The organism is Occultella aeris, from assembly GCF_902703175.1.
GTDB classification, from domain to species: domain Bacteria; phylum Actinomycetota; class Actinomycetes; order Actinomycetales; family Beutenbergiaceae; genus Occultella; species Occultella aeris.
This window is the reverse complement of the sequence record NZ_CACRYJ010000017.1, coordinates 116,445-130,638: the sequence shown is the minus strand read 5'-3', so window position 1 is coordinate 130,638 and position 14,194 is coordinate 116,445. Positions and strand designations below refer to the sequence as shown.

At 72.1% G+C, this 14,194-nt stretch carries 13 protein-coding genes; 6 read left to right on the top strand and 7 right to left on the bottom strand.

The genetic code is table 11. From position 1 onward, the window contains the following. Positions 1-298: 298 nt before the first annotated feature. Entirely contained in the window at positions 299-1,264 is a 966-nt protein-coding gene (locus tag HALOF300_RS06305) for an AfsR/SARP family transcriptional regulator (protein WP_156740097.1), read from the top strand. Between the two features lie 43 nt (positions 1,265-1,307). Here HALOF300_RS06305 and HALOF300_RS06300 read toward each other — a convergent pair whose 3' ends face one another. Both HALOF300_RS06300 and HALOF300_RS27505 read right to left on the bottom strand, forming a co-directional pair. Continuing rightward, positions 1,308-2,111: a M23 family metallopeptidase gene (locus tag HALOF300_RS06300; RefSeq protein WP_156740096.1), complete on the bottom strand. Its 804-nt coding sequence runs from the start codon at positions 2,109-2,111 to the stop codon at positions 1,308-1,310. Between the two features lie 128 nt (positions 2,112-2,239). Further along, positions 2,240-2,365: a hypothetical protein gene (locus HALOF300_RS27505; protein WP_269455264.1), complete on the bottom strand. Its 126-nt coding sequence runs from the start codon at positions 2,363-2,365 to the stop codon at positions 2,240-2,242. A 135-nt stretch (positions 2,366-2,500) separates the two neighbouring features. Here HALOF300_RS27505 and HALOF300_RS06295 point away from each other — a divergent pair, with 135 nt between their 5' ends. The 4 genes from HALOF300_RS06295 to HALOF300_RS06280 all read left to right on the top strand — a co-directional run bounded on the left by HALOF300_RS06295 (position 2,501) and on the right by HALOF300_RS06280 (position 8,246). Next, positions 2,501-4,012 carry a xanthine dehydrogenase small subunit gene (locus HALOF300_RS06295; protein WP_156740095.1) on the top strand — a complete coding sequence of 504 codons (1,512 nt, stop codon included), beginning with the start codon at positions 2,501-2,503 and terminating at the stop codon, positions 4,010-4,012. Next, entirely contained in the window at positions 4,009-6,468 is a 2,460-nt protein-coding gene (gene xdhB / locus HALOF300_RS06290) for a xanthine dehydrogenase molybdopterin binding subunit (protein ID WP_156740094.1), read from the top strand. Before HALOF300_RS06295 ends, xdhB begins: the two co-directional genes overlap by 4 nt. Positions 6,469-6,471: 3 nt before the next feature. After that, the gene (gene xdhC / locus HALOF300_RS06285; RefSeq protein WP_156740093.1) at positions 6,472-7,332 is read left to right on the top strand and encodes a xanthine dehydrogenase accessory protein XdhC; all 861 of its coding nucleotides are present in this window, start codon (positions 6,472-6,474) and stop codon (positions 7,330-7,332) included. Between the two features lie 167 nt (positions 7,333-7,499). Then, a complete protein-coding gene (locus tag HALOF300_RS06280; RefSeq protein ID WP_156740092.1) occupies positions 7,500-8,246 on the top strand; it encodes an alpha/beta hydrolase in 747 nt (248 codons plus the stop codon). A 15-nt stretch (positions 8,247-8,261) separates the two neighbouring features. On the opposite strand, the gene HALOF300_RS06275 is transcribed toward HALOF300_RS06280, so the two are convergent. From HALOF300_RS06275 to HALOF300_RS06255, 5 genes are all read right to left on the bottom strand, one after another. Further along, on the bottom strand, positions 8,262-8,930 hold the full coding sequence (locus tag HALOF300_RS06275) for a DNA alkylation repair protein (protein WP_156740091.1): 669 nt from the start codon (positions 8,928-8,930) through the stop codon (positions 8,262-8,264). A gap of 467 nt (positions 8,931-9,397) precedes the next feature. Beyond that, on the bottom strand, positions 9,398-9,727 hold the full coding sequence (locus HALOF300_RS06270) for a hypothetical protein (protein ID WP_269455267.1): 330 nt from the start codon (positions 9,725-9,727) through the stop codon (positions 9,398-9,400). A gap of 18 nt (positions 9,728-9,745) precedes the next feature. Further along, positions 9,746-11,014, bottom strand: coding sequence for an imidazolonepropionase (gene hutI, locus HALOF300_RS06265; RefSeq protein ID WP_156740089.1), 1,269 nt, complete (start codon positions 11,012-11,014; stop codon positions 9,746-9,748). Then, on the bottom strand, positions 11,014-12,702 hold the full coding sequence (hutU, locus tag HALOF300_RS06260; RefSeq protein ID WP_156740088.1) for a urocanate hydratase: 1,689 nt from the start codon (positions 12,700-12,702) through the stop codon (positions 11,014-11,016). The genes hutI and hutU overlap by 1 nt, the downstream gene beginning before the upstream one ends. A gap of 163 nt (positions 12,703-12,865) precedes the next feature. Further along, positions 12,866-13,522 (bottom strand): SRPBCC family protein, encoded by a 657-nt coding sequence (locus tag HALOF300_RS06255; protein WP_156740087.1) that lies wholly within the window; start codon positions 13,520-13,522, stop codon positions 12,866-12,868. Positions 13,523-13,603: 81 nt separating this feature from the next. Here HALOF300_RS06255 and HALOF300_RS06250 point away from each other — a divergent pair, with 81 nt between their 5' ends. Then, positions 13,604-14,146 carry a TetR/AcrR family transcriptional regulator gene (locus HALOF300_RS06250; protein ID WP_156740086.1) on the top strand — a complete coding sequence of 181 codons (543 nt, stop codon included), beginning with the start codon at positions 13,604-13,606 and terminating at the stop codon, positions 14,144-14,146. Positions 14,147-14,194: the final 48 nt, after the last annotated feature.

Genomic DNA, 14,194 nt, shown 5'->3' with positions numbered 1-14,194 from the left:
TCGCGGGTGTCTCCGGTGCGTCTCGGCGCTGTCTCTCACCGTCCTCGCCCTGGACTTTCACCCGACTTGGTCCTCCAATCACCCCACACCGCCCGGGGTAGCGGGCGGACAATGGGGGCAAGGAACACGGCGGGGAGAGGCCAATGTCCGCGAGGAACCGCGGCCTGCCCGCCGGGCTGAGGAATCAGCAGGGGCAGTCCGACGGTGGGTCGTTACGAACGAGCGAGGATCCCGGCGCAGGCGGTTCGGCTGCGCCGGCCCCGGCGCGCGCCGGGCAACGAGCGGGAGGACGTCGGCGATGACTGCGCTGACGGTCCGGCTGCTCGGCCCGTTCCGCGCGCTGCGCGGCGACCGGCCGCTGCCGAGCCCGATGCTGCACAAGGCGCAGGACCTGCTCACGATGCTGTTCCTCGCGCCCGGGCACGCGCTGCTGCGCGAGTCCGCAGCGGAGTCGCTCTGGCCGGACACGGACGCGGAGACCTCCCGCAAGGCGATGCGCCAGACGCTGTGGCAGATCCACCACGCCACCGAGGAGCCGATGGCGCAGGACCGGCTGGTGATCTGCGACGGCGACGGGCTGATGATCAACCCGGAGCGGCCGGTGTCGGTGGACCTGCCGGTGTTCGTCGGGGCCGTCCGGGAGGCGCAGGACACCGGCGGCCGGGTCCTCACCGATGACCGCCTGATCCGTCTATGCACCGCGGCTGATCTCTACCGCGGCCCGCTGCACGCAGGCTGCTACGACGACTGGTGCCTGATCCCACGGGCCCGGCTCGAGGACCGGTGCCTGACCCTGCTCGACCGGATCAGCCGGGAGCGGGAGCGTCGCGGCGACCTCGACGGAGCCATCGCCTGGACCCAGCGGCTCCTGGAGATCGAGCCCGCGCACGAGCGCAGCCACCGCCGGCTGATGCGACTGTTCAGCCGGGTCGGTGACCGCACCGGTGCCCTCCGTCAGCTGGCCGAGTGCCGGGCTGCGCTCGCCCGGGACCTCGGCGTGCACCCGGAGGCCAGCACCGAGGACCTCGGCGCCGCGATCCTCGCCGACCGGATGGACCACGACTCCGGCCGGGCGCCGCTCGCGGGAGCCGGGATCCCGGATGCGGACACCGAACTCACCCTGCTGCGCCTGGAGGTCGCCGCGCTGCGGCAGAGCATCGAGTGCATCGGTGAGCAGTTGCGGGACGCCCCGGTGCCGACGTCCGGCGCGGACCTCGGGGTGGTCCCGCCGCTGACGTCGCACCAGCCCGGGCCGGGCTGGTGATCAGCCGCTCAGCTGCGGCAGCGCCTCGGCGGGCGGGGTGGACTCAAGCCACCCGGACCCGTCCGTTGTTGAGCGCCTGCTGGAGTGCCTCGATGGTGACGCGACCACGATCGCCGTCGATCGTGCCCCGGTAGAGGCCCAGCCGCGTGAGCCACGTCTGCTCGGCCTTGACAGACCGCACTCCGAAGAACTTCTCGTTCCTGTCGGGTGCAGTGTTGTTCGCGACGAGGAACCGCTGGTACCCGCCGATGAACTTCGGGCCGAGCACGGCGTGCTTGCGCTGGTCGGCTTCGATGGCTCCGTCGTAGAAGTCGGCCCGGGCGAGCGCCCGCTGGAGCTCGGTCGCAGTGCGGTGCGCGAAGCTACCGTCCACCCGCAGTGGTAGGAACGGCCCGGATGCCGCCGCGGGTACCCCGTTGCCCGGGGTGACGCCGTGCTTGCGGAACGCCGCCTCGGGATCCTGCGGTCGGCTGGCCCGGTCCCAGGTCTCGAAGTGCAGGTGCGGGCCGGTCTGGATCCCGGTCGCGTCCGAGAACCCGACCAGCTCGCCCTCCTTGACCCGGTCGCCCTTGCGCACGCTCGGCAGTACGTGATCGTAGAGTTGCGCCTCGCCGTCGGGATTGCGGATGACGGCACCGTTTCCGGTCCGCAGCGGCGCCCGACCCGAAGACGTGTCCCCGGGAACCTGCATCGACACGGACTTCTCCACCGTGCCGGCGAACGCGGCGAAGACCGGGTTGCCGAGTGTGCCGCCGCTCCTTGGCCTGACGTCCACCCCTGCGTGGACGAGCTGGCTGCCGCTCCTCTTGAACTTCTGGGAGATCGATCCATCGAACGGGTTCTGCATGACTGCGCCCTTTCCTCTCGCGGGGACGCCTGCTACCCCCGGACGCACGTGGCGTCTCCGTCGACGCCGGTGGAATCCCCGCCTGGATCGTGATCACACACCTGGCGGACCCGGGTGTCAAGGGAGATTTAGTGGCCGAGGTCGTCGCGGGCCTGCTGCTGCGCGTTCGGTCCGAGCGCGTAGTAGGACAGCGCCACCACGCGCGGCTGCCCGAGAGCGGTGTTCCCATCCTCGGCCCCACGCGTACCGACCACCCGGTGGTTATGATGGCAGCGGCCCAGCACGTCGTTGGCATGGATAACCGGCGTCTCGGCTATTGCCCCAACCATGCGCATAATCGGCTGATCCTCCCGTCCGGCGGGTGGCAGGCTCAACGAGGAGCGTGGGAGATGGATCCCATTCAGGTGACCGTCAACGGTGAGGTGCGGGCCGGAGCTGCGGCAGGGCCGCACACGAGTCTGCTCGACTGGCTGCGCGGTGAGGGCTTCACCGGCGCCAAGGAGGGCTGCGCCGAGGGGGAGTGCGGCGCGTGCGCCGTGATCGTGGCCCGGCCGGAGCCGGACGGCACGACCCGATGGGTCTCGGTGAACTCATGCCTGCCGCCGGCCCTGGCGTTCGACGGCCAGGAGGTCGTCACCTCCGAGGGTCTCGGCCGTGCCCCCGGCGCGTGCGCGATCGCGGACCTGCACCCCGTGCAGAAGGAGATGGCCGAGCGCGGCGGGTCCCAGTGCGGGTACTGCACCCCTGGATTCGTCTGCTCGATGGCCGCGGAGTACTACCGTCCCGACCGCACCCCCGCCCAGGGCGACGGACCCGATCAGACCGGACCGGCCGCCGTCGGGCCGGAGCACGCAGCCGACCACGAGCACGGCCCGAACGGCTTCGACCTGCACGCGATGAGCGGCAACCTGTGCCGCTGCACCGGCTACCGTCCGATCAAGGATGCCGCCTACGCGCTCGGCCGGCCCGAGGCGACCGACACGCTCGCGCGCCGTCGCGACGAGCCGGCTCCCGCGGCCCGGCCCACCCGGGTGGTCACCGACGCCGGCGAGTTCGTGCGCCCGGCCAGCCTCGCCGAACTCTTCGACCGTCTCGCCGCCGCCCCGGACGCGGTCCTCGTCGCCGGCGCCACCGACGCCGGCGTAGAGCGAAACATCCGCCACCTGCGCCCGCCGCTGACGCTCGCGATCGACCGCCTCGAGGAACTGCGCGGGCTGCACGTCGGCCCCGACCACATCGAGCTCGGCGCCGCTCTGACCCTCACCGAGATCGAGACCCGGCTGGCCGGGAGCGTCCCGCTGCTCGCGGACCTGTTCCCGCAGTTCGCGTCCCGGCTGATCCGCAACGGTGCGACCCTCGGCGGCAACCTCGGCACCGGGTCCCCGATCGGCGATGCCCCGCCGGTGCTGCTCGCGCTGGACGCGACCGTGCTGCTGGCCTCCGCGGCCGGTGAGCGTGAGGTGGCCCTCGCCGAGTACTTCACCGGCTACCGCGAGAGCGTGCGCGACCCGGGGGAGATCATCCGAGCCGTGCGGATCCCGCTGCCGCTGGCGCCGCGGTCCGCGTTCTACAAGATCGCCAAGCGGCGCTTCGACGACATCTCGTCCGTCGCCGTCGCGGTCGCCGCCACGCTCGACGGCGGATCCGTGGCCCGGGTGCGCATCGGCCTGGGTGGCGTGGCCGCCACCCCGATCCGGGCCCGCGCCACCGAGGACGCGCTTACCGGACGCCCCTGGACCGCGGACGTCGCCCGCGAGGCGGCCGCCGTCATGGCCGCGGAGGGCACCCCGCTCGACGACCACCGCGCCAGCGCCCGCTACCGTGCTGCGATGCTGGAGCAGACGCTGCTGAAGTTCTACGAGGAGAATCACGACGCTCCCGCCCTGGAGGTGACCCGATGACCGCCCTGTCGCGACGCCCGGCGAACCCCGTCGTCGGCCTCACGGTCTCGCACGAGAGTGCCGAGCTGCACGTCACCGGCGCCGCCCTCTACACGGACGACCTCGTCTCACGGATGGCCGGGACCCTGCACGCCTGGCCGGTGCAGGCCCCGCACGCGCACGCCCTCGTCACCGGGCTGCGCACCACCCCCGCGCTCGGCGTGCCCGGGGTGGTGCGGGTGCTGACCGCCGCGGACGTGCCCGGCGTCAACGACGCCGGCGTGAAGCACGACGAGCCGCTGTTCCCGGACGAGGTCCGCTACTACGGGCACGCCGTCTGCTGGGTCCTCGGGGAGAGTCTCGAGGCCGCGCGGTTGGGTGCCGAGGCCGTCGAGGTCGACTACGAGCCGCTGCCCTCTGTCCTCACCCTCACCGAGGCGATCGAGGCCGAGAGCTTCCAGGGCGCCCAGCCGACGGTCAGTCGCGGCGACGCCGGAGCGGGCCTTGCCCGCGCGACGCACAGGTTCTCCGGCGAGTTCGAGTTCGGCGGCCAGGAGCACTTCTACCTGGAGACCCACGCCGCGCTCGCACACGTGGACGAGGGCGGCCAGGTGTTCGCGCAGTCCAGCACCCAGCACCCTTCCGAGACGCAGGAGATCATCGCCCACGTCCTCGGCCTGCACAACCACGAGGTGACCGTGCAGTGCCTGCGGATGGGCGGCGGCTTCGGCGGAAAGGAGATGCAGCCGCACGGCCTCGCCGCGATCGCGTCGCTCGGCGCCGTGCTCACGGGCCGCCCGGTCCGGCTGCGCCTGAACCGCACCCAGGATCTGACGATGACCGGCAAGCGGCACCCGTTCCACGCCGTCTGGGAGGTCGGCTTCGACGACGACGGCATGATCCAGGGCCTGCGCGCCACCCTCACCGCCGACGGCGGCTGGAGCCTCGACCTGTCCGAACCGGTGCTGGCCCGGGCCCTGTGCCACATCGACAACGCCTACTACGTGCCGGACATCGAGGCGCACGGGCGCATCGCGAAGACCAACAAGACGTCGCAGACGGCGTTCCGCGGCTTCGGTGGCCCGCAGGGCATGCTCGTCCTCGAGGACATCCTCGGCCGGGTCGCGCCCGCGCTGGGCATCGATCCCACCGAACTGCGTCGCCGCAACCTCTACCAGCCCGGCCAGGCCACCCCCTACGGCATGCCGGTCCGCCACGCGGAGCGCCTCACCCAGATCACCGACGAACTGAGCGAGCGCGGCGAACTGCAGCGACGCCGTCGGGCTATCGAGGCGTTCAACGCCGAACACGAGCACGTCAAGCGTGGCCTGGCGATGACCCCGGTGAAGTTCGGCATCTCGTTCAACCTCACCGCGTTCAACCAGGCCGGCGCGCTGGTGCACGTGTACAAGGACGGGTCGGTCCTGATCAACCACGGCGGCACCGAGATGGGGCAGGGCCTGCACACCAAGATGCGCCAGGTCGCCGCGACAGCCCTCGGCGTCCCGCTGAGCCACGTCCGGCTGGCGCCGACCCGCACGGACAAGGTCCCGAACACCTCCGCCACCGCCGCCAGCTCCGGCGCGGACCTCAACGGGGGCGCCGTGAAGAACGCCTGCGAGCAGATCCGGGAGCGGCTCGAGCAGGTGGCGGCCCGCACGCTGAACCTGCACCCGAGCGACGTGCGGATCTCCGGCGGCGTGGTCACGGGCCTGGGCACCCAGGACACGATCGCGTGGGCGGACCTGGTCCGGGCCGCCTACTTCCAGCGCATCCAGCTCTTCGCCGCCGGGTACTACCGCACCGAGGGCCTGCACTGGGACGCGAGCCGGATGCAGGGCGAGCCGTTCAAGTACTTCGCCTACGGCGCGGCCATCTCCGAGGTGGAGGTCGACGGGTTCACCGGCGCCTACCGGTTCCTGCGCACGGACATCGTCCACGACGTCGGGGACAGCCTCTCCCCACTGGTGGACATCGGCCAGATCGAGGGCGGCTTCGTGCAGGGCGCCGGGTGGCTCACCCTGGAGGAGTTGCGCTGGGACACCTCCGACAAGCCCAGCCGGGGCCGGCTGGCCACCCAGGCCGCGAGCACCTACAAGCTGCCGTCGTTCTCGGAGATGCCCGAGGTGCTGAACGTGCACCTGTTCGAGCGCGCCACCGAGGACGGCGCCGTGTACGGCTCCAAGGCGGTCGGCGAGCCGCCGCTGATGCTCGCGTTCAGCGTCCGGGAGGCGCTGCGCGCCGCGGTCGGCGCGTTCGGGCCGGCCGGGCACATGGTCGAGCTGGGCTGCCCGTCCACCCCGGAGGCGGTCTACTGGGCGGTCGACGCCGCCCGCCGGGCCGGGCAGGAAGCGGGCGACGGCGGAGCATCGGCCCGTAGCGTGGCTCCCGTCGGGAGCGGCAACGGCACGGCCGGGAACGGGACCCTCGAGCGCGAGCTCGCCGAACACTCGGCGCCTCGCGGCGTCGCGGAGTGAGTGATGGACTGGCTGGGCGCCGTCCAACGGCTACGGAGCGAGGGTCGACCAGCGGTCCTGGTGACCGTCACGTCCGTGCGTGGCCACGCCCCGCGTGAGGCGGGCGCGAAGATGGTGGTCGCCACCGACGGCAGCTGGGGCAGCATCGGCGGTGGGAACCTGGAGGAGACCGCCATCGAGCAGGCCCGGGTCCTGATCGCGGCCGGCACCGTCGCACCGTTGACCTTGGCCGCGGCCCTCAATGAGCACGTGACCAACAAGCACGGTCAGCAGTGCTGCGGCGGGGTGGTGGACGTGCTCCTCGAGCCGCTGCCGGCCCGGGCCGTGGTGGCCGTGTTCGGCATCGGGCACGTCGGGCTGGAACTCGGCCGGATCCTGTCCCGGCTCCCACTCGTGGTGCACCTCGCGGACAGCCGGTCGGCGCAGATCACCGCAGCGACCGCCCTCGGGCTGGACGACGGCCCCGCCGACGTCCACCTCACCCACGCCCCGATCCCGGAGACGCTGATGAGCGCACTGCCGGCCGGGGCGCACGTGCTGATCATGTCCCACGACCACGCCGAGGACATGGTGCTCTGCGATGCCGCGCTGCGCCGCGGCGACCTCGGCTCGATCGGCCTGATCGGTTCGTCCGCGAAGTGGCAGCGGTTCCGCAAGCGGCTGCGCGAGGCAGGCCACACCGACGCCGCGATCGGGACGATCACCTGCCCGATCGGGTTGCCGGGCCTGCACGGCAAGGAGCCGGCCGTCATCGCGATCAGCGCCGCCGCCGCGCTGCTCGAGGAACTGCAGAGTGAACCGGGCGCAGGACTGCACGCCGCCGACGTCGGGGCCGCGCTGACGCCGGAGCGCTCGGCAAAATAGGCGGCGCAGCCCCGACGACCACTGCTACCTTGTCGCCGAAGCCGTGCGAGAGAACGAGGAGGTGGTACCCGTGAACGCAACGACGTGGGTGCTCCTGTTCGGGGTCACGGTCGGGCGATAGGTCGTCCGGGAGCGCCGCTACCCGAGCACTCCCGAAAGGCACGACCATGCACTTCACTTCCGAACAGCGCCTCGACGACGGCGTCCTCGAACGCGCATTCACCCTCGACCGTGGCCCTGGCATCCCCGGCATCCTGTGGACGCCCGCATCGGCGACCGCATCAGCGCCGGCGCCGGTGATCCTGCTGGGCCACCCCGGCGGGCTACGGGCGATGTACCCCCGGCTGGTGGGGCGGGCCCGGCACGCCGCGGCGAACGGCTTCGCCACGGCCACCATCGAATCCCCGGGCAGCGGTGACCGGCCCCGATCGGGCGACGCCGAGCAGGCTCGCGCCGATCTGCGCCGGGCGGTGCTGGCTGGCGAGCCCGTCGACGACGAGATCGTCGACCGGCTGGTCCTCCCGCTCGTCGCGAAGGCGGTCCCGGAATGGCAGACCGCCCTGGACGCCGTCCTCGCCCTGCCTGACATCGGCGGTCCGGTCGGGTACTCGGGCGGGGTGATCGCGGTCGGCGTCCGGTTGGCGCTCGTCGAACCACGCATCGTGGCCGCCGGCCTCTTCGCCGGGAGCTACGTGCCCCGCGCCACGTTCGACGAGGCCCGTCAGGTCACGATCCCGCTGCACGTCCTCCTGCAGTGGGACGACGAGGGCAACGACCGGCAGCTGGCACTGGACCTGTTCGACGCCTTCGGCTCCCAGGAGAAGACGCTGCAGGCCAACATGGGCGGGCACACCGGCGTCCCGCCATTCGCGGGGGAGGACGCGGCCCGGTTCTTCGCCCGGCACCTGACGTGAGGCCGGGCGGACGGGCTAACCCGCCTCTTGCCGGCGCACGATCTCGGTGATCCAGGTCGGCGCGAACGGTGAGGTGCAGTTCGGCGGGGTCGGATAGTCCTTGAGGACCTCGAGCCGCTCGCCGATGTCCAGGGCCCGGGCTCGCAGCGCCGGGTGGCGGATCCCGATCTGCGCGAGCGTCTCGTTCATGGCCCACTGCAGCGGGTCCGGGGCGTCCTTCATCTGCACCTCGATGAGGTCGAGCAGCCCGGGCAGGTCGAGGCCGTCCGGTCGCTTGTTCACCCGCTCGGTGGTCAGCTCCCAACCGGCGCTGGCGACCGCTGGGTCGGCGTCGGCGAACCAGGCGACCCGCAGGTCCTCGGCGTTCGGGTTCTTCTTCACCACGTAGTTGACCAGCCAGTAGTGCACCTTGGGCTGCGGGGACTCACGCAGCATGGTGTCCAGCTCGTCGTAGCCGAACGCCTTCGGCCGGCAGATCAGCAGGGCCACCAGCCGGGCGGCCGTGTCCCCGGTGTCCCAGAGCTCGACGGCGAGGTCCTGGTTCGTCTTCAGCGGCTTCGCCACGGCCCGCAGCTTGGTGAGGTTGACGCCGTGATCGTCGCCGTGGCGCTCGTTCACCTCGCGGACCCTCGTGTCCTCGAGCGCGGCCAGCTCCGCCAGCACCTGTGCCACCGTGTCAGACATCGTGAGCCTCCCGTGCGTCACCACCGAACCGAGTTCCATGGTGGCACGCCGCACCGTCAGCCCGGGACCGGGTCGACCAGCGCTTCCGCGGAAGCGCGCGCCCCTTCCCGCGCCTCGCGACAGGGGAGCCGAGGGCCTTCCAGTTCCCCTGGCGCGAGATTCGGGTTCTGCGCCTACCCATCCACAGTTCGCGACAGGGGAGCCGAGGGGCCTTCCAGTTCCCCTGGCGCGAGATGCGGGTTCTGCGTCTACCCACCCACACTTCGCGACAGGGGAACCGAGGGGGCTCCAGTTTCCCTGGCGCGAAACGTGGGTTCTGCGCCTACCCACCCACATCTCACGACAGGGGAACCGAGGGGCCCACTCCACTGACCTGGGGTGCGGGTTGCGCACACACCCATCCACATCTCACGACAGGGGAGCCACCGGGCGCGCGCAAGGGTCGTCGAGTGCACGCGGCCAGGGCATCAGAGCAGTTCGGCCCGTAACTGGGCGGGTGTCTTGGGCGAGAGCAGGCCAGGGGGCACGTCCAGCACCGTGACGGCACCGGTCCGGCCCTGCGAGTTCAGGCGATGCACGGCCCGCGCGTAGGCCACGAGCACGCTCGCGGTGAACTCCGGGTTGCTCTCCAGAGCGAGCCGGTACTCGATCACCTGGGCCTGCGCGTCGCTGGTGTTGCCGCTGCGGATCACGAACCCGCCGTGCGGCATGGCACCGTGGTCGAGGCGCAGTTCCTCGTCGGAGGTGAACTCCACCGTGGTGTCGTAGTCGGCGAAGTAGTCCGTCATGCCGACGATCGCCGCCCTGGTCGCCTACTACCGCGGCCGCCGACGTGCGCCGTCGGCCACCGGTGGGAGCGCCATGGACCGCGCCAGCGGAACCCCGGGCCGGTAGGCGAGATGCTCGTGCGACGGGGCCTCCAACACGGTCAGGTCCGCGTGGGCGCCCACGCCGAGGTACCCGACGTCGTCGCGCCGCAGGGCGAGGGCTCCACCGGCGGTGGCCGCCCACAACGCCTCGGCGGGAGTCATGTGCATCTCCCGCACGGCGAGGGCGATGCACAGCGGCATCGAGCTGGTGAACGAGGTGCCCGGGTTGCAGTCGGTGGCCAGCGCGACCCGCACGCCGGCGTCCAGCAGGGCGCGGGCGTCCGGGTAGGGCGACCGGGTCGAGAACTCGACTCCGGGCAGCAGGGTCGCCACGGTGGTTGAGCCGGTCAGGGCGTCTATGTCCGCGACGGTCAGGTGCGTGCAATGGTCGACGGCGGCCGCACCCAGTTCGACTCCGAGCCGCACCCCGGGTCCTGGGCCGAGTTGGCCCGCGTGCAGGCGCAGGCCGAGCCCGGCCCGGCGGCCGGCGACCAGCACCGCTCGGGCCTGGTCGCCGTCGAACGCGTGCGGTGAGCCCGGCTCGCAGAACACGTCGATCCAGCGGGCGTGCGGGGCGCACTCGATCAGCATCGCTCCGGTGACCAGGTCGACGTAGTCGTCCGCGCGGCCCGCGTACTCCGGCGGCACCACGTGCGCGCCGAGGAACGTGGTCTCGCCGGTGACCTCCCGGGACAGTCGTAGCAGCCGGACCTCGTCGGCGACGGTCAGCCCGTACCCGCTCTTGACCTCGATGGTGCCGGTGCCCTGGGCGTGGGCCTCGGCCACGAGCGCGGCCAGCCGCGCGCGGAGCGCTTCCGCGGAAGCGCCCCGAGTGGCGGCCACGGTCGAGGCGATCCCACCGCCGTCGTAGGACTCGCCGGCCATCCGGGCGGCGAACTCGGGCGCCCGGTCCCCGGCGAACGCCAGGTGCGTGTGGGAGTCGACGAAGGAGGGGACCACCGCGCGCCCGCCGACGTCGATCACCCGGTCGGCCGGCGGCGCAGCGGCGATGAGCCCCACCCAGGCGACCCGACCGACCGAGGCGGGGCCGCCGTCGGGCATGCCATCACGAGTGCCCGGCCCTTCCGCGGAAGCGCTGGCAGCGCCCACCTCGACAACGATCGCGGCATCGCGCACGATCCCGAGCCGGCCCACCCCGAGCGCCGGGTCGTTCGTGACCAGTTCGGCGATGCCGGTGACCAGGATCGAGCCCATCAGCCCTCCCGCATCGGCACGCGCACGCCCCGCTCGGCGGCGACCGCCTCGGCGCGCGGGTAGCCGGCGTCCACGTGCCGGATGACGCCCATCGCCGGGTCGTTGGACAGCACCCGGGACAACTTCTGCGCGGCGAGCTCGGTGCCGTCCGCGACGCACACCTGCCCCGCGTGGATCGAGCGTCCGATGCCGACCCCGCCGCCGTGATGGATCGACACCCAGGTCGCGCCCGAGGCGGTGTTCACGAGCGCGTTCAGTAGCGGCCAGTCGGCGACGGCGTCGGAACCGTCGGCCATCGCCTCGGTCTCCCGGTAGGGGGAGGCCACCGAGCCCGCGTCCAGGTGGTCGCGGCCGATCACGATCGGCGCGGACACCTCACCGGAGGCGACCAGCTCGTTGAACCGCAGCCCGGCCAGGTGCCGTTCGCCGTAGCCGAGCCAGCAGATCCGGGCCGGCAGCCCCTGGAACTCGACCCGCTCCTGAGCGGCACGGATCCAGCGGTGCAACTTGGCGTCGTCGGGGAACAGCTCGAGCACGGCACGGTCGGTCGCCGCGATGTCGGCCGGGTCCCCGGACAGCGCCGCCCACCGGAACGGGCCCTTGCCCTCGCAGAACAGCGGGCGGATATAGGCGGGCACGAACCCGGGGAAGTCGAAGGCCCGTTCGCAGCCGCCCTCGCGGGCCTCGTCCCGGATGGAGTTGCCGTAGTCGAACACCTCGGCGCCGGCGTCGGCGAAGGCCACCATCGCGCCGACGTGCTTGGCCATCGACGCCCGTGCCCGCGCGGTGAACTCCTCCGGCTCGGCCTCGGCGTAGTCGTGCCACTCCGGCAGCGAGACCCCCTCGGGCAGGTAGGACAGCGGGTCGTGCGCGGAGGTCTGGTCGGTGACGATGTCGATCGCCACGCCCAGCCGTAGTAGCTCCGGAAACACGGTCGCCGCGTTCCCGACGACCCCCACGCTCAACGCCCGTCGCTCGGCCTTCGCCGCTTCGCAACGCCCGACGGCGTCGGTCAGGTCCTGCGCGATCTCGTCCAGGTAGCGGTGGTCGAGTCGGCGACGAAGCCGGGCCGGGTCCACGTCGACGATGAGGCAGACCCCGCCGTTCAGGGTCACGGCCAGCGGCTGGGCGCCGCCCATCCCACCGCACCCAGCGGTCAGGGTGAGCGTCCCCGCGAGGCTCGCCCCGCCGTCGTCGGCCTCGGCGAAGTCGCCCCGGGAGGCGAGCTTCGCCGCTACGGCGGCGAACGTCTCGTACGTGCCCTGCAGGATGCCCTGGGTGCCGATATAGATCCACGAGCCGGCGGTCATCTGCCCGTACATGGTCAGGCCGAGGTGCTCGAGGCGGCGGAACTCCGGCCAGTTCGCCCAGTCCGGGACCAGGTTGGAGTTCGCGATCAGCACCCGCGGCGCCCACTCGTGCGTGCGCAGCACTCCCACCGGGCGGCCGGACTGGACCAGGAGGGTCTCGTCGTCGGCGAGCGTGGTCAGCGCGCGGACGATCGCGTCGAAGCTGGCCCAGTCCCGCGCGGCGCGGCCGGTGCCGCCGTAGACGACGAGGTCCTCCGGGCGCTCGGCGACGTCCGGGTCGAGGTTGTTCATCAGCATCCGCAGCGGCGCCTCGGTCTGCCAGCTGCGCGCGGTCAGGGTGGTGCCGCGCGGGGCGCGGACCTCGCGTGCTCCGTCCATGGTGCCTCCTCGCCGCCTGGGTGCGCCGACGCCTGCGCCGACGCGTCAGGTACATCTGACCCCAAGGAAGCGGACCGGCCCAATGCTCCGACGTCGGGATGGGTCTGGGATCCGAGACGGCGAAGGTCGGTGCGCGGCGGGTCGCGTCCGGTCGTCGCCTCCGTCACGCCTCCGCGCGGTCGCGGAGCCCGGCGAGCGTGGCCTGCATCATGGGTGTCATCGTCGAGTCGAGGAACGCCCGGAGGGCGCCGGACAGGATCGGTGTGGTGGGGAGCAAGGAGTAGGTCCAGCTCAGCCGGGTGCCGTCGCCCTCCACCTGGTAGCGGAACTCCGCGACGCCGTGCCGAACCGCGAAGCGTTGCATGCTCGTGAAGCCCCAGATCTGATAGCGGAAGACGTCATGATCGTCGACCAGCACCTCCTCGGCGAGGTAGTGCGCGTCCTCGAACCGCACCCAGCGACGGTCGCCGGCGCGGTCGCCGGGAATCCAGTCGCCGACCAGGGGCTGGGTCGTTTCGACCGCGGGGAACCCGTTGTCGAACTGCACGATGTCCTCCAGGGACAGGTTCGGGTCGTTGCCCGAGGCCCACACGTGTTCCGGTGCCGCGTCGATGTGTATGGAGTGCGTGACACTGACGTAGCCGTCGTCGGCCAGTGCTGGGCGCGCTCCGGAGTAGTCCGGCGGCTCACCGGGGGGCGCGGCCAGCCGCCAGGCCACGATGCCGAGAGTGAGGGCGGCCAGGACGGACCCGATCCCCAGGCGTAGGAGAACACGGCGAGCGCGGGGACTGGAGCGGGGTGGGGTCAGGTCGTGAGGCATGTCCTTCTCCTTCTGGTTGACAGTGTCAACCACGGTATGACGGCCAGGTTGACGTCGTCAACCGACGGCTAGCATGGGTGGATGGCTGGCTCTACGCGCGAGGCGATCGTCGACGCCGCGACGGCGCTGCTCGACGAAGGAGGCCCCGCGGCGGTGACGCTGCGGGAGGTCGGGCGTCGCGCCGGCGTCTCGCACAACGCCCCGTACAAACACTTCACGGACAAGGAGGCATTGCTCGCAACCGTGGCGGCCCGCGAGCTCGACGCCTACGCGGCGCTCGTCGCGCCCGGCGAAGGTGGCATCGCGGCGGCCCTTGACTCCTACCTCGCCCGGGCGCTGCGGAATCCGGGTCGATTCCGGCTGGTCTTCGGACGGTGGACGGTCGACGATGCCGAACTCGGCCGGGCCGCGGACGCGGCCACCGCCGCGCTGCTGGCCGCGGTCACGGCCGGACAGCGCAGCGGTGAGCTGCCCACGGGCGATCCCGTCGCACTCGCCGAACTGCTGCGCGCGACCGCCCACGGCGCCGTCGAGCTTGAACTCGGCGGGCACCTCGCCAAGGGTGGGTCCACGACGACTCCCGCCGACCTTCTGGGCCGACTGCTCTCACTCCTCGGGCAGTGAAGCCGGACTATCCACAGCCTAGGCAAGGGGCCTACCCTTGATCTGGCA

Coding starts and splice junctions, on each gene's coding strand:
- HALOF300_RS06305 (WP_156740097.1), top strand. CDS start 299: ATGACTGCGCTGACGGTCCGGCTGCTCGGCCCGTTCCGCGCGCTGCGC.
- HALOF300_RS06255 (WP_156740087.1), bottom strand. CDS start 13,522: ATGCCTCACGACCTGACCCCACCCCGCTCCAGTCCCCGCGCTCGCCGT.
- HALOF300_RS06250 (WP_156740086.1), top strand. CDS start 13,604: ATGGCTGGCTCTACGCGCGAGGCGATCGTCGACGCCGCGACGGCGCTG.
- xdhB (WP_156740094.1), top strand. CDS start 4,009: ATGACCGCCCTGTCGCGACGCCCGGCGAACCCCGTCGTCGGCCTCACG.
- HALOF300_RS06280 (WP_156740092.1), top strand. CDS start 7,500: ATGCACTTCACTTCCGAACAGCGCCTCGACGACGGCGTCCTCGAACGC.
- hutI (WP_156740089.1), bottom strand. CDS start 11,014: ATGGGCTCGATCCTGGTCACCGGCATCGCCGAACTGGTCACGAACGAC.
- xdhC (WP_156740093.1), top strand. CDS start 6,472: ATGGACTGGCTGGGCGCCGTCCAACGGCTACGGAGCGAGGGTCGACCA.
- HALOF300_RS06300 (WP_156740096.1), bottom strand. CDS start 2,111: ATGCAGAACCCGTTCGATGGATCGATCTCCCAGAAGTTCAAGAGGAGC.
- HALOF300_RS06295 (WP_156740095.1), top strand. CDS start 2,501: ATGGATCCCATTCAGGTGACCGTCAACGGTGAGGTGCGGGCCGGAGCT.
- hutU (WP_156740088.1), bottom strand. CDS start 12,702: ATGGACGGAGCACGCGAGGTCCGCGCCCCGCGCGGCACCACCCTGACC.
- HALOF300_RS06275 (WP_156740091.1), bottom strand. CDS start 8,930: ATGTCTGACACGGTGGCACAGGTGCTGGCGGAGCTGGCCGCGCTCGAG.